Here is a 20264-nt window from a genome sequence, read left to right on the forward strand (position 1 = left end):
TCGAATGACAATCCGCCATCAGCCAGACAAGGCTGCGCCCAACAAGGGCCTGATCGATGCGGTGCGGGCGTTCAACCGCTTCTACACCCGCCAGATCGGACTGCTCGATGAAGGGCTGCTGAAGAGCGCCTTCTCGCTGACCGAGGCACGCGTGCTCTACGAACTGGCGCATCGTGACGGACTGACCGCGACCGATCTCGGGCGCGATCTCGGTCTCGACGCCGGCTATGTCAGCCGTTTGCTGAAGAAGTTCGAGCGCCTTCACCTCATCTCCAGGGCCACGCTGGCTTCGGACGCTCGGCAATCGTCGATCGCGCTGACGCCGGCGGGCAGGAACGCCTTCGCGCCGCTGAACCAGGGTTCGCACGATCAGGTCGCGGCGCTGCTCGATCGTCTGCCTGCGTCGGAGCAGGACCGGCTGGTCAAGTCCATGCGGACCGTGCAGCGTCTGCTGGACGCCGGTGCAGAGCCCAAAATCCCTTATCTGCTGCGGCCGCCGCAGGTCGGCGACATTGGCTGGATCATCCGCCGGCAAGGCATGCTCTACGCGCAGGATTATGGCTGGGACGAAACCTATGAGGCGCTGGTCGCCGAAATCCTCGCGGCGTTCGTAAAATCCTACGATCCGAAATGGGAGCGCGGCTGGATCGCCGAGCGCGAAGGCGAGGTCGTCGGCTCGGTCTTCGTCGTGCGCAAGTCGGATCAGGTGGCCAAGCTCAGGCTGCTCTATGTCGAACCTTCGGCACGGGGGCTCGGCATCGGCAAGCGCCTGGTCGAGGAATGCATCGGCTTTGCCCGCGCCAGGGGGTACAGGACGCTGACCCTATGGACCAACGATATTCTGACCGCCGCCCGGCACATCTACCAGGCGGCCGGTTTCAGGCTGATCGAGGAAGAGCCTCACCATTCCTTCGGCAAGGATCTGGTCGGCCAGAACTGGGAACTGGAGCTGTAGCAGCGCGTCATGCCTTGACGGGCACCCAGATCTCCAGCCCGCCATTGCCGGTGTGGGCATCGAATTCAGGCCCGTAGCGCTCGAATTCCGGCGCATCGGCAACCTCATGGCCGGATGCCGGCAGCCAGCTGTTCCAGATCGTATTGATCGTTCGCCGGATGGTCGAGATGTGTTCGCGATGCGTGAAAACGGCGTATCTCTGCGCCGGCACCCGCACCCGTTGGAACTCCTTCGGCAGATCGGCGAAGTCGCGCACCTCGACGCCGACGACATAATCGAAATTGCCGGCATCGTCGCCATTGAGGCAGACGCCGTAGAAAACGCCGGCCACTTGCCCGGGGATGTGGCCGATATGGGGAGCGAAGCGCTGCCATTGCATTGGAATGCCGGCGCTGGACTCACAACTGTAGCGCTCGCCCAGTCCGGCGATGAGGAATGGCCGGCTGGTCTCGAAGCGCGGTGGTTCAAGTGTGGTCAAAAGCGAATTGTCCATCAGGATGGGCTCCACGAGGTCGAGGGTCTCAGTCGAACCTTGCGCGCGCACCAGTTCCGGCGTGGTGCCGAACTGGTCGCGAAAGGCCCGGGTGAATGCCTCATGCGAGTTGTAGCCGGCGTCGAGCGCGACGCACAGGATGTCGGGCGCCCCGCCGGCGAGCCTCCGTGCCGCCTCGGTCAGCCGGCGCGAGCGCATGTAACCCATGACGGAGCGGCCGGTGGCGGCGCCGAAGGCGCGCGTCACATGAAAGCGCGATACGCCGCTGCTTTGGGCCACGTCGTCGAGCGTAACAGCCTCCGGCAGGTGGCTTTCGACAAACCATAGCGCCTTCTCGGTCGGGTTCATGTGTTCCTCGCATGTGGCGTCCTCACTCTGGCGCCTCGTTGCCCGGCCAGCTTGATCGAAATTGCGCATCGCGCAAATAGGCGATCGGGCCCGCGCGGTGTCGTCCGCCCGGCCCGTCGTCTATCGTTGGCTCGGATGACCGGCAAATCGCCGTTGAACGGCCGACTGGTTCAGCGGTAGCGCGCCTGATTCCATTTGTGGCCAAGCAGCGAAAGGATGATGATCAGCCCGTTGAAGAACTGGACGTAGAAGCCGCTGAGCCCAGCCGCCACGACGCCAGTTTGGATAAACGACACCGTGACGGCGCCGATCGCGCCGCCGGCCACGGTGCCGATGCCACCCCAGGTCGGCGTGCCGCCGACGAACACCGAGGCCAGCACCGGCAAGAGATAACCGTCGCCGGCGGTTGGCCACCAGGTGAAGTTGATCATTACCGAGAACGTGCCGGCGATCGCGGCCCCGATGCCGACGAAGACGAACACTTTCACCCGCACGCGCTTGACGTCGATGCCCATCTGCTGGGCACTGTCGGGGTTATCACCGACCACCTTCACCTGCGCGCCGAAGCGGTGGCGGTTGTAGAGCATCGCCGAAAGGACGACGAAGGCGATGGCCCAGAAGATCTGCACCGGAATTCCAAGGACCTGGCTGGAGAAGATCCTGTAGGCCCAACTGTCGGCAAGGCTGGTCAGCGAAGTCGATCTGCCCTCATTGATGATCTGAATCAGGCCGCGCAGCAGGAAATTCATGCCGAGCGTGGCGATCAGTGACGACAGCCCGCCATAGACCACCAGCGACCCGACGAGGAAGCCGAGCAGCGTGCCGGTGACCAGCGCCGCCGCAATGCCGAGGAACGGATCATAGCCCGCCTGCACCACCAGCGCGAAGACCCAGGAGGCAAAACCCATCGTCGCGGGAAACGACAGGTCGATCTCGCCGCAGGTGACGACGAAGACCAGCGGCACGACCACGAACAGCGCCACGGGAAGCGTGGTGAGCACGGCGCTGTAGAGATACCAGGTTGTGAAGACCGTCGGGTTGGCGATCATGAAGACCGCCATCATGACGACGAACACGCCGAGCGTGCCAAGCGACGCGCGGTTGTCAAGGATGAAGCCGCGCATCCAGTGATCGGACGGGTGCTTCCACTCGTTCTGGGAACTGCCTTGGCGGGAAATGCCGGCCGACGGCTCGTGCAGATCGGGCTCCATGGTCTTGCTCATCGTGCTCTCTGCTCCGCGTCGCCGGTGTCGTGCAGCCCGGCCAACCCGCCCGGATGCGCGACGTCTTCCATGAAGTTGATGAGGTCTTCGGCCGACTTGACCTCGCTGCGATCGGCGGTGAGCGCGACCTTGCCGCGATCCAGCACCACGAAGCGATCGGCGATGTCGAAGACATGATGGATGTTATGGCCGATGAACAGGATCGAGCGGCCGCTCGCCCGCACCTGGCGCACGAAATGGAAGACCTTGGCGGTCTCGGTCAGAGACAGCGCCGTCGTCGGCTCGTCGAGGACGATCAGTTCCGCCTGCTTGTAGATGGCGCGCGCGATCGCCACGCCCTGGCGTTCACCGCCCGAAAGCTGGCCGACGATCGAATGCGGCGTGAACACTTTCGAGGTGAAGCCGATCTCGCGCATCAGCCGGCTCGCTTCCTCGATTTCCTTGCCGACCTTCAGCCAGCCGAAAGGGCCGGTGAGTTCGCGGCCCATGAAGATGTTGCGGACGATCGTCTGCTGCACGGCCAGCGCCCGGTCCTGGAACACCGTTTCGATGCCGGCCTCGCGCGAACGTGCCGCATTCCATCCGGTCACCGGCTTGCCGCGGATGAGGATCTCGCCGCTGGTCGGCTTGACCACACCGGAGAGGATCTTGATCAGCGTCGACTTGCCGGCGCCGTTGTCGCCGATGAGGCCGACCACCTCGCCGCGATCGACGCTGAGATTGACCCCGCCAAGTGCGTAGACATGGCCGTAGGACTTAGCGATATCGCGCAGTTCTATGAGACGTTCGGCCATCGCATCCTCGCTTGATTGTCTGGCGCCAGCCTTCTCGCCAGCGGCCCCGCCGGCCGGGGCCTGATCCCGGCCGGCGGCTTGGGAGATCAGCGCAGCGCCTGCTTGGCGAGTTCTGCGACGATCTCGTAATTTTCGGGCGTGACGAAACCGGCGCCGGTGTCGACATTCATCGGCGCCAGACCCAGCACCGCCTGCTGGCACAGGCTGAGGATCGGCAGATAGCCCTGCAGGAATGGCTGCTGGTCGGCCGTCAGTTGCACCCAGCCGCCCTTGAAGCCCTCGACGATCTGCGGGCTGGTGTCGAAGCCGAAGTTGAAGATATCGCCGGGCTTTCTGCCAGCTGCCTGCATGTAGGTAGCGACATTGCCGAGCATCTGTCCGCCGGGATAGCCGACGGCCTTGACATCAGGATTGTTGAGCAGCGCTGCCGTAAGCACCGGTATCGCCAGATTGGGGTCGGAAGCCCATTCGCCGCTCGGCGGCGACGACAGCTGGATGACTTCGACGCCCGCCTCCTTCAAGGCCGCCACCGTGCCGCGCTCGCGCGCGCCGCGGCTCTCGTTCTCGAACGGGCCGATCATGATCGCCTTGTCGCCGGCCTTGAGCTTGCCCAGCTTGAACGCTTCGGCGCCGAGTGCGCGGCCCTGCTGTTCCTGCTGAGCGCCGACATAGCCGCCACCGAACGCCGCCGTCACCTTCGGCACCGGCACGTTCTGGTACATCATCTTGATGCCCTCCTTATGCGCCTCTTCGGCGAGCGGCATGATCGCGGCGTCGCCCGGATGGCCCATCATGGCGATGCCCTGGGGCTTGACCGCGACCGCTTCGCGCAATTGCTGCACCATCTTCTCCGCGTCCCACTGGGAGAAGATGTAGTCGACCTTGGGTCCGAGATCTGCCGCCGCCTGCTTGGCGCCATTGTAGACGATGGTGCCGAAGGCGTCGCCCTCGGCGCCGCCGACGAAGAAGCGGATGTGGACGTCCTTGCACCATTGGGCGTCGAGCGCCTGCGCCGGCAAGGTGAAGATTGCGGCGGTAAGCGCCGTGGCCGCCGCCACGACGGCCGTGCGCAGAAGTGTCGTCCTGATCGCTATGCTCATGCACGTTCCTCCCATTGTTTTCCTCGTCATCCGAGGGGCCTTTGAACGATTGCTTTGGCAATGCCACTTGCGGCCGGCTCCTCCCGCCGACCGATCCTCACGCCGGATTTGGCAGGTAGCTCGCACCTCCCCGGCATAGCTTGAGATACTCCAGGGCGCGTGCCTGCCCCGTGATCTCGAGGTCGCCGCGATAGACCGGGTCGTGCCAGCCTTCGATGTCGATGGCGCCCTTGTACCCGGCCAGCCTCAGTTCACTGATCACCCGGGTCCAGTCGCTGTCGCCGAAGCCGGGCGTGCGCATCTGCACGAAGGGCAGGCGGCCGAACACGCCGTTCTCGCGGATGACGTCCCAGCGCACCGTGGCGTCCTTGCCGTGGACATGAAAGATGCGATGCGCCCATTTGCGGATCTGCGGCATCGGATCGATCAGGTAGACGAGTTGGTGGCAGGGCTCCCATTCGAGACCGAGATTATCGTTGGGCAATTCGTTGAACATCAGCTCCCAGGCATCCGGGTTGTGGGCGATGTTCCAGTCCCCGCCGGCCCAATTGCCGTCCATGGCGCAATTCTCGAAGGCGATGCGCACGCCCTTGTCGGCGGCGCGTCTGGCCAGTTCGCCCCAGACCTCCCGATAGCGCGGCAGGCTGTCGGTCAGCGGTTTTCCGCGGATGCGGCCGGTAAAACCGCTGACCAACGTGGTGCCGAACAGATGGGCGTTGTCGATGACCGTTTTCCAGGCATCGAGCACGCCGCGGTCGGTGTCGCCGCTCTCGAGCGGATTGCCGAACACGCCGATCGAACTGACGGTGACGTCGGCATCGCCGATCGCCTCTTCAATCTCTCCGGCGAGCCGCGGCAGATCCTTGCCGCCGAGCGTCTGCCAGAAAAAGGGCTGGATGCTCTCGAAGCCGAGCGGCAGGATTTGCCTGATATAGGCGGCCGGGTCTTCGAGATTGGCCCGCACCATGGTGCCGATCCTGATGTCGAGAAGCGGGTTCGGCATGGTCATCCTTCCTGTGATGCGATGTTCACGCGACGACCGGTCTCGGCGCTCTGGATCGCCGCGAAGACCATGGCCAGGCTCTTGATGTTGTCCGAGCCCCGTGTCTCCGGCTCGGTGCCGGTTTCCACGGCTTGCACGAAGTCGGCAATGACGCCGAGATGCCCGCCGATACGGTCGGACGGATCGAGGGGAGGCACTGTCACCGGCCCGACCTTGTCGATCAGGCCTTCGCGCTCCGGCAGCACGACTTCCGCCTTCACCTCGTCATGGCCGTCCCAGATCAGGCTGCCGCGCTCACCGACGATACGCCAGCTGCCCTCCCAACTGGTGCGAAAGCCGTCGGCGCACCAGCTGCCACGATAGGTGAACATCCTGTTTCGGCCGAGCCCGAAAGTGGCGCTTGCCGACGACCCCTGCCGATACCAGGAATTGGCCGGCTCCCATTCCTGGCAATAGACATCGGCAGGTTCGCCGTTGACCATGTAGCGAGCGGCATCGAAGGTGTGGATCGCCATGTCGAGCAACAGCACGTGGCGCATCTCTTCGCGAAAACCGCCAAAGTGCGGCGCCACGAAAAAATCCGCGTGGATGCTGGTCGGCGCGCCGATGGCGCCTGAATCCAGAAAGCGGCGGATGCGCCGGACATTGGCGACATAGCGGCGGTTCTGAACGACGGCGTGGACGCGGCCGGCGCGCCGCGCGGCGTCGACGATGGCGCGGGCGTTGGCCGGACTGTCGGCGAGGGGCTTTTCCGTCAGCAGGTGACAGTGATGGGCAAAGGCCAAATTGGCCACCTCGCCGCGGGCGGCCGGAACGACCACGTCGAACACCGCATCGGCTTTGGTTTGATCCAATATGACGTCGAGATCGGTGCCGATCGCGGCCCCGGCAAGGTCATATTCGCGGGCTCGCTGGCGTGCCCTGTCGGCGTCGAGGTCGACGAGACCGGCAATCCTGATTTCAGGGGACTGACGGGCGGCCTCGAGCCATGTTTTGCTCATGGCTCCGCACCCGACCAGGACGACATGCAGCATCCGGCGCTCCTCCGCCAACCCCTCCCGGTTGGCATTCACGGTTCTTCCGTAAACGTTTACGATGACACACCCGAAGGCGTAGAATGTCAACCGGATTTGTGGGCCGTTCGTCTGAGTGGCCTTGGCCGCAAGGTCCGCTAATGTTAGCGGGAACGGAAGGGGATTGGTCTTGGCATCCAGCATTCACGATCTTGCGCGTCATTTGAATATTTCGATCGGCACGGTGTCGCGCGCGCTCAATGGGCGCGCCGATGTCAATGCCGAGACGCGGCAGCGCGTGCTCGATGCGGCCCGCCTGCTCAACTATTCACCCAACCAGTCGGGCAGGAACCTGCGCCGGGGCACCACCCATGCCGTCGCGTTCATGCTGCAGCCCCACCCGGGCGATCAGCAATATGGCGAGCCGTTTTTCATTCCGTTCCTGAGCGGGCTGCAAGCGGCACTGGCCGAGCACGGGCTCGACCTGATCATCGTCATGGGTGCGCCCGCCGACTATCAGCAGGAGCGCCTGCGACGGGTCGTCGAGACACGCCGCGCCGATGCCGTGCTGCTGGCCTGGACCCGGCGTGAGGACGATCGCATCGACTATCTCAGCAGGGCCGGCTTTCCCTTTGCGACGCTTGGCCGAAGCCAGTCCGGTGACGAGACCTATCCCTCGCTCGACCTCGATTTCGAGAAGGCGGGCGCCGACGCAGTCGACCGCCTGGTTGCACGCGGCCACCGCCGCATCGCCGCCATCCGGCCGTCACTCGACCTCAACTTCGGCTATCTGTTTCTTGACGGCTATCGCAAGGCGCTGCGGCGGCACGGCATCCACATCGATCCCGAGCTGATCGCCGACGGCTTCATCAACGAAGCCGGCGGCTACGCGGTGACGCCGCAAGTCATGCGCTCGAAGGATCCGCCGACAGCGATCATCTTCAACAATGACGCGATGGCGCTCGGCGGCTGCAAGGCGCTTGCCGAGATGGGGATCATGCCCGGTCAGGGCATCGCGGTGATGGTCATCGTCGATACGCCGCTCTGCCGCTATTTCTCCCCGGCGCTGACCGCTTTCCGCCCGGCATTGGAGCCGATGGGACGGCGGCTCGGCGAAATCCTGCTCGCCTCGCTGCCCGCTTTCGCCGGGCCCACGGGGCCGCAGACCATCAGGGAGGTCTGGCCGCTGGAACTGGTCGCGCGCGACAGCGATTGACCACACGCCTGTTTCCGCCATCCGCATTTGCCGGCTTTCATAGCGAAGTGGCATCTTGAATAGTAAGCACGCTTATTATATGTATCGCTCATGGTTTCAGATGGCATCGATAGATTGGGATTTTTGATCCACGACGTGCAACGCCTGATGCGCAAGCGCTTCGAGGCGCGCGCCAGCGGGCTCGGCCTGTCTTCGGCGCAATGGCGGCTTCTGGTCCGCGTTGCCAAGGAGGCGGGCGTTGCACAGGCGCGGCTCGCCGAACTGCTCGAAATCGAGCCGATCAGCGTTTCACGCCTGGTCGATCGGATGGAGGAGGGCGGCTGGATCGAACGCCGCTCCGACGCGACCGACCGGCGCGTGCGCATGATCTTCCCGACCGAGAAGGCGAATGCGGCCTATGCGGACGTCAAGAGCCTTGCTGGCGAGGTCTATGAGGAATCGCTCAGCGGCGTTTCGCCGGAAGACCGGCGCATCCTGATCCGGGCGCTGGATGTAATCGTGCAAAATCTGACGGACAGCGAAGCTTCGTCGCTTGAAAAGATCAAGAGTGCGGAAGGTGCGGCAGCATGAACGCGGTAGCCAAGGTAGAAGAAAACGCTCCCAAGGTGGAGATGGAAGCGCCGGTCCAGCCGGCATCAACCCCGGTCGCGGTCGCTCCTCCCGTGCAACCCGCGCCGGCGCCGAAGAAGAAGCGCCGCATCGGCCGCTTCTTTTTGATGTTCGCCTTGCCGGCGGCATTGATCATCGGCGGCGGCTATGTCTGGGTGACGGGCGGCCGCTACCAGGAAACGGAAAACGCCAATCTGCAGCAGGCCAAGGTGTCGATCGCCTCTGACACGGCCGGTCGTATCGTCCAGGTCGCCATATCGGACAACCAGACGGTCAAGCAGGGCGATCTCCTGTTCGCCATCGACCCCGAGCCCTACCGGATCGCGCTCGCCCAGGCGGACGCCGCGGTCGCTACCGCGCGTCTCAATGTCGAGCAGTTGCGCGCGGCCTATAGCCAGGCGCAGTCGCAGCAGAAGTCCGCTGCCAGCGAGGTCGACTATGCGCAGTCTCAATTCGATCGCGCCGCCGATCTTGCCCAGAAGGGCATCAACGCCAAGTCATCGCTGGATCAGGCCAAGAACGATCTCGACAAAGCCAGGCAGCAACTGGCTGTTGCCGAGCAAGGCATCATCAGCGCCAAGGCGGCACTCGGCGGCAACCCCGACATCGAAACCGACAAGCATCCGACGGTGATGTCGGCGCTCGCGGCGCGCGACAAGGCTGCCTATGATCTGGAGCAGACCACCGTGAAGGCGCCTGCCGATGGGGTCGTCTATCAAGCCGCGTCCTTCAAGGTCGGCCAGTATGTCGGCTCCGGCACGCCGTTGTTTGCGCTGGTCGAGACCGGCGACACCTGGGTCGACGCCAATTTCAAGGAAACCCAACTGACCAACATGAAGCCGGGCCAGAAGGCGGAGATCGTGGTCGATACCTATCCGGGCAGGACCTTCGAGGCGACGGTCAGGGCTATCGGTGCCGGCACCGGCGCGGACTTCTCGCTGCTGCCCGCCCAGAACGCCACCGGCAACTGGGTCAAGGTCACCCAGCGCATCCCGGTGCGCCTGGAACTGGCCGACCCCGACGCCAAGATGGCGCTGCGCACCGGCATGAGCGCCTCTGTTACCGTCGATACGGGCGTCGCGCGTGGCTGGCCGTCGATCTTCGGTCACGCTACGGCCGGCGAGCCCGCGAAGTAGTCTCGGCAGAAGCCCGCGGAGACCAGGCGGGTGAAAGCGAGTTGAAGGATTGGTCTGACGGGAGGGGTGGGAAGGATCAGCGTTTGGGCCGAGCCGCGTGGCAGCCGTCCAAAATCTGAAATCTTCGACACGGACCTGTCGGTCCTCAGGTTTCCGGGCGGCAGGCATCCGCTCATCAGAGACTTTCAGTCGATGTAACCCCCACATCGATAATCGCGTCCCACCGCGACGAAGGTCTCTCAACGGAAGGCTTTGCCGCCCGGAAACCCGTTGTACACGTTTCTGTTACCTTCTGGAAGTTCTGCGCCATGAGCACGTCCGAACCATTCAAAGAAGTGCCGCATCGTGGCCTGATCACGGTTGCGCTCATGCTGGCGACGGTCATGCAGGCGCTCGACACCACCATCGCCAACGTCGCGCTGCCGACCATGACCGGCGATCTCGGCGCCTCGCCCGACAACATCAACTGGGTGCTGACCTCCTACATCGTCGCCGCCGCCATCATGACGCCTGTCACCGGCTGGCTCGCCGACCGTTTCGGCCGCAAGGAACTGTTCCTGACGGCGGTGGTCGGCTTCACCATCTTCTCGATGTTGTGCGGCCTGGCGTGGAGCCTGGAAACCATCGTGCTTTTCCGGCTGATGCAAGGTGTGTTCGGCGCCGCGATCGTGCCGCTGTCGCAGACCTTCCTGCTCGACATCAACCCCAAGGAGCGCCATGGTCAGGCGATGGCCATATGGGGCGCCGGCATCATGCTGGGACCGATCCTCGGCCCCACGCTCGGCGGCTGGCTGACCGAGAATTTCAACTGGCGCTGGGTGTTCTTCATCAACCTGCCGGTCGGCATCGTCGCCTTTCTTGGCATGGCGGCCTATCTGCCGGCGGTCGCCCGGCGGGTGCGCAGCTTCGATTTCTTCGGCTTTGCCATGATATCGCTCGGCGTCGGCGCCCTGCAGCTGATGCTCGATCGCGGTGGCGAGGTCGACTGGTTTTCCTCGGTCGAGATCTGGATCGAGCTCGGTCTTTCGCTCACTGGCTTCTGGGTGTTCATCATCCATACGATGACATCGGAACATCCCTTCATCGATCCGAAGATTTTCCTCGACCGCAATTTCGTCACCGGGCTGGCGTTCATCTTCGTCATGGGCGTGCTGATCCTGGCCTCGATGTCGCTGCTGCCGCCGATGCTGTCAACCATCTTCGGCTATCCGACGGTCACCATCGGCATCGTCATCGGGCCGCGCGGTGTCGGCACCATGATTTCGATGCTCGTCGTCGGGCGCATCATGGGCAAGGTCGATGCCAGGATTCTCGTCGTCATCGGTTTCCTCCTGACCGCGCAGTCGCTCTACACCATGGCAAGCTTCACCCCGCAGATGGATAACTGGCTGATCCTCAGCTCCGGCGTGATCCAGGGCCTCGGCATGGGCATGGTGTTCGTGCCGCTGTCGACGGTTGCCTTCGCCACGCTCGACGCCCGCTACCGCACCGATGCAACCTCGCTGTTCAGCCTGGTGCGAAATCTTGGCTCGTCGATCGGCGTGTCGGTCGTGACCGTGCTGCTGGTGCGCAACACGCAGATCAACCATGCCGAGCTTTCAACCTTCATCAACCCGTTCAATCCCAATCTCTGGGCGGTCTCGCCGGCAGCCGCCGGCGGCGACCCGACGGCACTGTCGCAGGTCGACCGCATGGTCAATCTGCAGGCGATGATGATTTCCTACGTCAACGACTTCAAAATCCTGATGATCATGACGCTGGCCGCTATCCCGTTCGTCTTCCTGCTGCGCAAGCCGAAAACGGCGCCGGCCGGCGGCGGTGCGCCCGCCGCTCATATGGACTGATGTAGCGGCTGCTCGTCAGCGGATGTCCGCTGCCGGCGATGTCTTTGCTACCTGCCGAGCACCAGCGACCAGTAGCGCAGGTTGGGGTCGCGGCCGTCACGGACATAGGCAAGTCCGAAGCGGTTGAAGTCCGGATCGAGTATGTTGCGTCGGTGTCCCTGCGAATGCATCCAGATATCGAACAGCTTCTGTTGGTCGAAACGGCCGGCCGCGATGTTCTCGGCCGCGGCACCGTGCACGCCATTGTCCCTCATGCGCGAAGCGAAATCCTTGCCCCAGCCGGTGGTGTGGCTCATGTTTTCACGCTGCGCCATGTAGCCGGCCTGCTGCAATGCTGCTTGCTCCAACTGCGCGTCCGGGGTCAGCGGGCCGCGCCCGGCCGTGGCGCGCAGGCTTGCCAGCGTGCCGGTTGCCGAGGAGGAAACCCCGGCGCCTTGCCCTGTCGGCAGCGAGACGGTGCTGCAGGCGGCAAGCCCAAGCAAGGCCGCCAAGCCAGCCGCCTTGAGCCCAGCCGCCTTGAGCCAGGTGCGCCTGTTCAAGTTCGCGATCTGATCGCAATCGATTTTCGAAGTGGTCATGCGTGCCTGACTCGGTCCCGATCATGGCTTTTGCCGGGCAGGCGGTGAAAAATCTCGATCGAAGCGGCCCCTAGTTCACAAGCGTGATGAGGCGGCTGGAGTACATCTCTCGATTTCCGAACACCGCCGTGCAGTCGGTCTTGATGGAAGAGTTGCCTGTCATCTGCACGGTCAAGCCAACAAGCCTCAGGCAGTCCCCCTGACCACTCATGTCCGAATTGCCGGCAAACGAAACGGCCGCGTCAGGCGCATAGACGAATCCGCTAATCACGGAATTTGCGCCGCCATTCAGGGTCAAGGCCGAAACGTTCCCGCGGCTCTGGAAGATGGTGATGCCGGCGTAAGGTCCGCTGGTGGGCGGGGAAAGGTTCACCTTTTCATTGGCATTTATGATGATCTGTGCCCCTTCCGTGAGGAATATGGTTACGCCCTGGCCGCTCAGGCTGCCATTCCCGCCCGGCTTCAGGGTGACGCCGCGCAAGATGTAGACGCCCGGGTTGAACGTGATGTTTCCTGACAATGTCTTGTCGCAATAGGTGCCGGGCGACAGCGTGTAGGTTTTGCCGTTCGGCACCGGCAGGCAAAGTGTGTAGGGGGGAGGGACGATGTCGGCCAGGGGATCGAAGGACGCATATTGATGTTCGAGCGGCGTGCCGCAGGTGAGATTGGCAGCGGGCGGAGAAAGCCCGGAAGTGCCACCGACGGCCGATACGCAGCCCGCCGAGACCTGCGCGGAACCGCCCCTGCTGACGGCATCGGACGCGTCCGAGTTTGCCGCGATCACGCAGTTGCTCATGGCGACATCGGTCGAGCCTTGTAGGCTCACCGCCGCCGACGCATGCGGATCGAGCGCCAGCACGCAGGCCTGGGCGCCCGGGTGCATCTTGACCGTCGCCGACCGGTGAGCTGGCCAGGGGGCAGCGCCGTTGATGAAGCTCGGACGGTTGATGCCGGACGACAGCGAGATGTAATAGGCGCTCGGATCGCCGCTGGCGGTGGCCGAAAAGGCGGAAACGCTGTCTGAATATTCCTGCTGGTCGGCAATGCTCAAATTGGCTGCGAAGAATGTCAGCCCAAGCCCCTGGACATCGTTCGCGCTCATGCTGGGCAGGTATTTGGTGCCGACGGCAAGGCCAGCCGCGTCCAGCGAGTTCTGCAGTTGCGCGGCGTCATCGCTCGTGCCCGTCAGGTCGAGGGTGCCGGCGACGACAGCCATTATCGGCAGCAAGGCTACGGCGGTCGCCATGGCGAAATTGCCGCGTTCGCAAGACCAGAAGCCCTTCAATGTGAACATCGCCCCTCGCCAACGTTTGTAAAGCTCAGGTGATACGCTCTGGGTCTCTACGAGTAATTTAAGCAATAGCTAAAATGCATGGATTCTAAAATCAACTCAGTGGTTCGCCAGACGATGACCGCTCAGCAAACCTTATGAGACGCGGCGACAATCCCGGGAAGATCGGCTATTATGTCAGCGTTCTTGAAGTGGCAGCTACGGGCAGCCACCCTAGGCGGTGACCGCCCCCCGAGAAAAACGGAGGAAGGTTATGGCCGGCTTTCATGTCATGGCGGACGCGTACGGGATGCATGTGCAACCAGCGGTCCGCCGCATTTCCACGGCGGACCTCTGGGACGCGCTCAGACTTGGCGCCGATGACTTCTGGGCCAAGCCCTCGCATTACGTGTTCCTGTGCCTGATCTATCCGGTCGCCGGCCTGATCCTGACGCAGTGGACGTCCGGCTCCAACGCCATCCAGCTCGTCTATCCCTTGATGTCGGGCTTTGCCCTGGTCGGGCCGTTCGCCGCGATCGGACTCTATGAGATCAGCCGCCGGCGCGAGCTCGGCATGAACACCAACTGGCGGCATGCGCTCGATGTTCGCCATTCATCGGCGCTGCCCTCGATAGCGGTTATCGGAATCATGCTGTTCGCGCTGTTCCTGTTGTGGCTGTTCACGGCGCAGTCGATCTACACCAGCCTTTTCGGCGGCGAGCCGCCGGCTTCGGTCGGGGCCTTCCTGCGCGATGTGCTGACGACCAGCAAGGGCTGGAGGCTGATCCTTCTCGGCAACGCGGCCGGCCTGGTTTTCGCGGTGGTCGTGCTGGCGACCACGGTCGTTGCTTTTCCGCTTCTGCTCGATCGGGATGTCGGCGCCGTTTCGGCGATAGAGACCTCGGCGCGCGCGGTCATGGCAAATCCGCTGCAGATGGCGCTATGGGGCCTCATCGTCGCGGTGCTGCTGGTGATCGGCTCGATCCCGCTGTTTGCCGGTCTCGCCGTCGTCATGCCGATCCTCGGCCACGCGACCTGGCATCTCTACCGCAAGGTGGTCGAGCCGGCCCAGATCCGGCCGCCGCGCCGGCCGATGTGACGCTTCAGCGCTGCGCGTCAGTCGCCATCTTCAGCGCCAGCGCCGTCAGCACGGTTCCCATCATCCAGCGCTGGATGACCAGCCACAGCGGGCGTCCGGCGAGGAAGGTGGCGATCGAGCCGGCCGTCAGCGCGATGACGGCGTTGACGCTGAGGCTGATCGATATCTGCGTCGCGCCCAGCACCAGAAGCTGCGACAGGACATGGCCCTTGCCGGGGCTGATGAACTGCGGCAGCAGCGACAGATAGAGAACGGCCACCTTGGGATTGAGCAGATTGGTCATCAATCCCATGGCGAACAGCTTGCGCGGCCGGTCCTTCGGCAGGTCGCGCACCTGGAATGGCGAGCGTCCGCCCGGTTTTACGGCCTGCCAGGCCAGCCACAAGAGGTAGAGTACGCCGGCAAAGCGCAGCACATCATAGGCATAGGGCACCGCGATCAGCAGCGCCGTGATGCCGAACGCGGCCGACAGCACGTAGAACAGGAATCCGACAGCAACGCCGCCAAGCGAGATCAGTCCGGCCTTGGGCCCTTGCGACAGTGAGCGCGAGATCAGATAGATCATGTTCGGACCCGGCGTCAGCACCATGCCGAGGCAGACCAGCGCGAAGGCGAGATGGTTGGCGGTATCGGGCATTGTTCGTTCCCCAGCCTGCCGCGATGGATGAGAGACCATGCGAACGGCCAATCTGTGCCTGCCACGGCAGGCGCCCGCAAGGGCTTGACGGCGCCGGGCGTTGCGCCAGGGGAAGGAACTCGGGTTAGCCGACGACGCGCAGGTTCGACAGCTCGTTGCCGATTTCCTTGAAATCGTTTGCCAGGCTGGCGCCGGTCGCATTCCAGAACAGCTTCGCCGGTTTGCTCGGATCCGTCGCATCCTTGCGGAAGCGTGAATTCGACGAGCAGGATTTCAGCGCATCGATCGCCAGCTTGTCGCTGGCCTTGGTCGTCGATAGGTCGAGCGCCACCGTCATCACCATGATGTTGGCTGCCTTGGCGTTGTTGCAGAGCGTGGCCATCTGCTCGTTGAGGGCATTGGTGTAGTTGCCGTTCGAATAGTCGAACTGACCGATGGCGCTCGATGTGCCCATGAACAGGCGGCCGACCGAGGTGCCGTTGTAGCCGGGGTTGAGGTAGCCGAAGGAGGCGTAGGTCGATTTCGAATTGGCGGGGTCGGAATAGCCCAGCGAGGATGGCGTATAATAGGTGTTGGCGCCGTCGGTCAGCACGATCACCACCTTGTCGTTGCCTCTTTCGGTTTCCGGGCGCCCTTGCGTGAACGGCTCTGCGCTCGAGACCACCCGCCAGCCCCAGGCCATGCCCTCGGGAACATTGGTGCCGCCATTCGGCTGCATCAGGTCGATCGCCGACTTGATCGAGGTGAGCCCGTCGGCGACGCTGACATCGGTCAGCGGCGTGATCGGGTTGGTGGTGCAGCTGTAATTCGGCCCGTTGCCGGCAGGCAGCGCCGGCGCATCGATCGGCCGCGGCTGGAAATATTTGGCCATGTTGCGCAGCCGCGATTGGCCGCTGCTGCTCGATGGATCGTCGTTCCACCAGCTGTTGATGGCTCCATAAGTTACCGGTGCGGCCTCGTCGGGGTCCTGGGTGAGTTTCCAGTGATTGCCGGGTTCGTCGGGCGCGAACATCGGCACGAACATCGTTGCCGGATCGCCGACGCCGATGCCGGTGTTGGCCGAGCCACCGGACGGCGTGGCGTCGTTGATATTGTAAGGGTAGGGCCGTGCCTCGACGCAGCCTTGCCAACTGGCGAACGGACCGTAGGAATCGACATAGTCATATTCGTTGTGGCTGCTTTTGCAGGTGTTGTTCGAATTGTATGCGTCGCAGACCACGCGCTTGCTATTGACGATACGCTCGTGGTTGGTGACGACCTTCATGTCGCGATAAAGCGAAAACCGGGTCAGCATCTGGCCTTCCTCTGTTCCCCAGCCGGTGCCGCGCTTGTACCAGATGCCGTTGGTCTGCTGGGCGTATTTGTTGGCCCCGTTCAGCGTCGACCAGTCGAAATTCTCGTTCGATACCGGCGACAGACCCTCGGTGTCCATCCACGAGGCGTTGCCGTTGCCGGGGCCGACATTGACGGAGGCGGCAAAGGGCACGAGGCCGAATTGCACCGGCCTGTCGACCTGCTTGATCATCGCGGCCTGCTGGGCAAGCGTGTCGACCAGTTGCTTGGCCGCTGTTTTGAGCAGATCGATGCGCATTTGTCCTGAGCCGGTGCCGGGCGTGACCATCGATCCGGAATTGTCGAGCACCAAGGCAACCTCCAGCGTGTTCTTCAGCCGGACTTGCGAGGTGACGTTGAAGCTGAGCCTCTGGTTGGCATCGGTCGCCGATTTGCCGACGAACTGGGCGAAGGCGGGGTAGAAATAGGGTTTGTAATTAAGTTGGGCGGTCATGGTCAGCAGGCCGCCGCCACTGGTGTTGCTCGGCAAGGTGACGTTGAGCGTCGCGCTGGCGGGATCGATGTCGTTCAAATTGGCGTTGAAAAAGTCGAGCGCGTAGGCTCTCAGCTGATCGTCGGTGGCGCCTTCCGTCAGCCGGCGGGCCGTGGCGAAGTTGGCGGCGTCGAGCGCGTTCATCACCATCTGCTTTTCACGGTTCATTTCCGTGAAATCGACCGCGATCGCCAGGCCGCCCATCAGCGGCACCATCGCCACAGCCGTCATGAGAGCATAGTTGCCGCGCCTGTCGCGGCGGAACTGACGCCAGATTTCAAACATGCTTGCAGCGGCCCCCGCCGACGGATTCTCGGCCGGCGCCAACTTTCCACAAAACGCTGAAGGACGGGTTTGGGAAACCGCTCTATTGCTTGGTCGGCGCTTCACCAACCGCTAACCAATCAAGGCCGCGGCTTGCGCCGCAATTCGCGCCGATCAAGGCGAAAGCTGGTGACAGCATGGGCCGGTTCGGATAATTCGAACCGGCCGCGGGGAACCGTCGGCCGCTGTAACCGCAACGATCATACTGAAGGAAACGGCATGGCGGATTCGCCTGAAATCGTCGGCTCGCTCGAAGACGTCTCGAAAGCCTATTCGGCAATTCTTTGCGATGTCTGGGGGGTGGTGCACAATGGCGAATGGCATTTTCCGGCTGCCGCGGCTGCGCTGGCAGCGGCAAGGGCGGACGGCACTCCTGTCGTTCTGATCACCAATTCGCCGCGCCGCAGCGCCGATGTCGTGGCGCAGATGAGCGTGATCGGCGTTCCGCCATCAGCCTATGACCGTGTGGTGACCTCGGGCGACGTGACCCGTGATCTGATCGCGGAGGGCCCGCGCAAGGTCTTCCACATCGGCGCCGACCGCGATCTGACCCTTTATGACGGCCTCGATGTCGAACTCGTCGAGGAGTTCGAGGCCACCGGTGTGGTGTGCACCGGACTGTTCGACGACGAGGTCGAAAAACCTGACGACTATACGGAACTGCTGCGCCGGTTGCGCGCCAGGAACCTGCCGTTCATCTGCGCCAATCCCGATATCATGGTGGAACGCGGCGAACGGATCATCTGGTGCGCCGGCGCGCTCGCGCGCGACTACGCGCAGCTCGGCGGTCGCACGCTGATCGCCGGAAAACCCTATGCGCCGATTTACGAGGTCGCGATGAAGGAGGTGGCCGAGATCCTCGGCCGGTCGGTTGAGCGTTCGCGAATACTGGCAATCGGCGACGGCATGATGACCGACGTCAAGGGCGCTGCCGACAATGGTTTCGACGTCCTCTATGTCTCTGGCGGCATTCATGCCCGCGACTATGGCGATCCATCCCGGCCGGATCCGGCAAAGCTCGGGCTCTTCCTGGAGCGGCACGGCTATCGTCCGGTGGCCGTGATCGCAAGACTGCAGTAGGTGGCAATGGTCGCGTTCCAGCATCTTACGACAACCGCGCCGCTGCCCGCCGATCTGCGGGGGGGCGTGGTCGCGATCGGCAATTTCGATGGCGTCCACCGCGGCCATCAATCCGTGCTCGAACGGGCATTGGCGGAGGCCGTGCGGCGTGGCGTACCGGCCCTGGTGCTGACCTTTGAACCGCACCCGCGAACGGTTTTCAGGCCTGATCTGCCGCTTTTCGTGCTGACGCCGCCGCAGATGAAGGCGCGCCTCCTGTCGCTGCTGGGCTTTGCCGCGCTCGTCGAGCAGCCCTTCACGCGCGACTTCGCCTCGCTGTCGGCGGAAGCCTTCGTCACCGATGTGCTGGAGAGGGCGCTGGGCATTACCCATGCCGTGACCGGTTTCGATTTCCATTTCGGCAAGGACCGCCAGGGCGGGCCGGCTTATCTGATGGCTGCCGGCGAGCGCCACGGCTTCGGTGTTACCCTCGTCGACGCCTTTCGCGACGAAGGCGCCGAGGTGGTTTCGTCGAGCCGCATCCGTGCCTTGCTTTGCAAGGGCGAGGTGGCCGAGGCCGCCGGTCTGCTTGGCTATCGCTTTACGGTGGAAAGCGAGGTTGTCGGCGGCCAGCAGCTCGGGCGAACGCTCGGCTTTCCCACAGCCAATATGAGGCTTCCGGCGGAAGCCACGCTCAAGGAAGGGATCTACGCCGTCCGCTTCCGTCGCGCGGACGGTACGCTGCACGACGGCGTCGCCAGCTTTGGCCGCCGCCCGACCGTCGACGACAATGGCGCGCCGCTCCTGGAAACCTTCGTCTTCGATTTTTCCGGCGATCTCTATGGCGAGACTTGCGAGGTGTCGTTCTTCGGCTTCCTGCGCAGCGAGATCAAGTTCGACGGGCTCGACGCACTGGTCGTGCAGATGAAGCGCGATGAAGTCGAGGCCCGCGCGCTGCTTGGCGGCGTCAAACCGCTCTCCGGCCTGGACGCCGCGGTGGCGTTCTGAAGCATGATCCCGAAAGGGGAAACGAGTTCCTATTTCTTCAACGCAAGACCGACGGCGATGAAGGTCCAGCCCTGGAAGATCAGGTCGATCGCCAGGAACAGTCCGAGCACCCACAGGCTGTTGACCGGCCAGCCCATGGCGATGATCAGGCCCGCGAGCACGCTGATGACGCCCGCCGCGACAATCCAGCCCCAGCCGCGCTCCGGACGGTGGCTGTAGCCGACCCAGGCCCGCAGCGCGCCGGAAGCGACGAGCGCGATGGCCAGCAGGAAGGTCAGCACCGCCGAGGCGAGCAGCGGATTGTCGAAAGCGAAGAACCCTGCGACCGCATAAAGCAGTCCGCTGAGCAGCCAGTAGAAGAAGCGGCCCCAGGTCTTGACCCCGAAAGCATGCATGATCTCGATGATGCCGGCCACCAGCATCAGCCATCCGACAACGTAGACGGAAGCCACCGTGGCGATGAACAGATTGCCGAAGGCTACACCGCCGAGGATCAGCAGCACCACGCCCAGACCGACGAACCATCCCCATTTGTCACGCGTCTGGCCGATCGCGTTCTTCAGAGTATCGCCGTGCAAGGTCATGTCGCCACCTCCATAGAGGACCGCCAGCATGCAGGGAGGTTACCCTCGGCGCCGACCCGCGTCCAGCCGATCGTTGGCGCGATGGTGCAGGCAATGCGCGCTGGATGTCTCGCCCTTAAATCAAATTTTACCAAAGCCTCGTCAAA

At 63.5% G+C, this 20264-nt stretch carries 19 protein-coding genes; 8 read left to right on the plus strand and 11 right to left on the minus strand.

What is annotated here, in order from left to right:
• Nucleotides 1-4 precede the first annotated feature (4 nt).
• Complete coding sequence (locus tag LB571_RS09910; RefSeq protein ID WP_224594131.1) at nt 5-955, plus strand: helix-turn-helix domain-containing GNAT family N-acetyltransferase; 951 nt, start codon at nt 5-7, stop codon at nt 953-955.
• 7 nt (nt 956-962) lie between these two features.
• Here the strand turns inward: LB571_RS09910 and LB571_RS09915 are convergent, their stop codons facing one another.
• From LB571_RS09915 to LB571_RS09940, 6 genes are all read right to left on the minus strand, one after another.
• A complete protein-coding gene (locus LB571_RS09915; RefSeq protein ID WP_140661868.1) occupies nt 963-1796 on the minus strand; it encodes an AraC family transcriptional regulator in 834 nt (277 codons plus the stop codon).
• A gap of 170 nt (nt 1797-1966) precedes the next feature.
• Nucleotides 1967-3019: an ABC transporter permease gene (locus LB571_RS09920; RefSeq protein WP_140661869.1), complete on the minus strand. Its 1053-nt coding sequence runs from the start codon at nt 3017-3019 to the stop codon at nt 1967-1969.
• On the minus strand, nt 3016-3813 hold the full coding sequence (locus LB571_RS09925) for an ATP-binding cassette domain-containing protein (protein WP_015318378.1): 798 nt from the start codon (nt 3811-3813) through the stop codon (nt 3016-3018). Before LB571_RS09925 ends, LB571_RS09920 begins: the two co-directional genes overlap by 4 nt.
• Before the next feature lie 86 nt (nt 3814-3899).
• A complete protein-coding gene (locus LB571_RS09930) occupies nt 3900-4913 on the minus strand; it encodes a substrate-binding domain-containing protein (protein WP_224594136.1) in 1014 nt (337 codons plus the stop codon).
• Between the two features lie 97 nt (nt 4914-5010).
• The gene (locus LB571_RS09935; RefSeq protein ID WP_210241324.1) at nt 5011-5916 is read right to left on the minus strand and encodes a sugar phosphate isomerase/epimerase family protein; all 906 of its coding nucleotides are present in this window, start codon (nt 5914-5916) and stop codon (nt 5011-5013) included.
• A gap of 2 nt (nt 5917-5918) precedes the next feature.
• Nucleotides 5919-6950: a Gfo/Idh/MocA family protein gene (locus LB571_RS09940; protein WP_015318375.1), complete on the minus strand. Its 1032-nt coding sequence runs from the start codon at nt 6948-6950 to the stop codon at nt 5919-5921.
• Between the two features lie 169 nt (nt 6951-7119).
• Here LB571_RS09940 and LB571_RS09945 point away from each other — a divergent pair, with 169 nt between their 5' ends.
• From LB571_RS09945 to LB571_RS09960, 4 genes are all read left to right on the plus strand, one after another.
• Nucleotides 7120-8145 (plus strand): LacI family DNA-binding transcriptional regulator, encoded by a 1026-nt coding sequence (locus tag LB571_RS09945; protein ID WP_140661873.1) that lies wholly within the window; start codon nt 7120-7122, stop codon nt 8143-8145.
• Between the two features lie 90 nt (nt 8146-8235).
• Nucleotides 8236-8715 carry a MarR family winged helix-turn-helix transcriptional regulator gene (locus tag LB571_RS09950; RefSeq protein ID WP_015318373.1) on the plus strand — a complete coding sequence of 160 codons (480 nt, stop codon included), beginning with the start codon at nt 8236-8238 and terminating at the stop codon, nt 8713-8715.
• The gene (locus LB571_RS09955; protein WP_140824527.1) at nt 8712-9890 is read left to right on the plus strand and encodes an HlyD family secretion protein; all 1179 of its coding nucleotides are present in this window, start codon (nt 8712-8714) and stop codon (nt 9888-9890) included. The genes LB571_RS09950 and LB571_RS09955 overlap by 4 nt, the downstream gene beginning before the upstream one ends.
• Nucleotides 9891-10198: 308 nt before the next feature.
• Nucleotides 10199-11734 carry a DHA2 family efflux MFS transporter permease subunit gene (locus tag LB571_RS09960; protein ID WP_140717629.1) on the plus strand — a complete coding sequence of 512 codons (1536 nt, stop codon included), beginning with the start codon at nt 10199-10201 and terminating at the stop codon, nt 11732-11734.
• 47 nt (nt 11735-11781) lie between these two features.
• On the opposite strand, the gene LB571_RS09965 is transcribed toward LB571_RS09960, so the two are convergent.
• Complete coding sequence (locus LB571_RS09965) at nt 11782-12312, minus strand: CAP domain-containing protein (protein ID WP_181171209.1); 531 nt, start codon at nt 12310-12312, stop codon at nt 11782-11784.
• Between the two features lie 70 nt (nt 12313-12382).
• Entirely contained in the window at nt 12383-13606 is a 1224-nt protein-coding gene (locus LB571_RS09970) for a TadE/TadG family type IV pilus assembly protein (protein WP_140617257.1), read from the minus strand.
• 250 nt (nt 13607-13856) lie between these two features.
• On the opposite strand from LB571_RS09970, the gene LB571_RS09975 reads away from it, so the two are divergent.
• Nucleotides 13857-14681, plus strand: a complete 825-nt coding sequence (locus tag LB571_RS09975; protein WP_140617139.1) for a DUF2189 domain-containing protein — start codon at nt 13857-13859, stop codon at nt 14679-14681.
• A gap of 4 nt (nt 14682-14685) precedes the next feature.
• Here LB571_RS09975 and LB571_RS09980 read toward each other — a convergent pair whose 3' ends face one another.
• Nucleotides 14686-15318, minus strand: coding sequence for a LysE family translocator (locus LB571_RS09980; RefSeq protein WP_015318367.1), 633 nt, complete (start codon nt 15316-15318; stop codon nt 14686-14688).
• A 124-nt stretch (nt 15319-15442) separates the two neighbouring features.
• Nucleotides 15443-17428 carry a TadE/TadG family type IV pilus assembly protein gene (locus LB571_RS09985; protein WP_224594139.1) on the minus strand — a complete coding sequence of 662 codons (1986 nt, stop codon included), beginning with the start codon at nt 17426-17428 and terminating at the stop codon, nt 15443-15445.
• 258 nt (nt 17429-17686) lie between these two features.
• Between LB571_RS09985 and LB571_RS09990 the strand changes: the two genes are divergently transcribed.
• Entirely contained in the window at nt 17687-18547 is an 861-nt protein-coding gene (locus LB571_RS09990; RefSeq protein WP_140720939.1) for a TIGR01459 family HAD-type hydrolase, read from the plus strand.
• 6 nt (nt 18548-18553) lie between these two features.
• Nucleotides 18554-19534, plus strand: coding sequence for a bifunctional riboflavin kinase/FAD synthetase (locus tag LB571_RS09995; protein ID WP_140824567.1), 981 nt, complete (start codon nt 18554-18556; stop codon nt 19532-19534).
• 29 nt (nt 19535-19563) lie between these two features.
• Here the strand turns inward: LB571_RS09995 and LB571_RS10000 are convergent, their stop codons facing one another.
• On the minus strand, nt 19564-20118 hold the full coding sequence (locus LB571_RS10000; RefSeq protein ID WP_140717635.1) for an HdeD family acid-resistance protein: 555 nt from the start codon (nt 20116-20118) through the stop codon (nt 19564-19566).
• Nucleotides 20119-20264: the final 146 nt, after the last annotated feature.

It is taken from the genome of Mesorhizobium sp. BR1-1-4, from assembly GCF_020165375.1.
Classification (GTDB): Bacteria; Pseudomonadota; Alphaproteobacteria; order Rhizobiales; family Rhizobiaceae; genus Mesorhizobium; species Mesorhizobium australicum.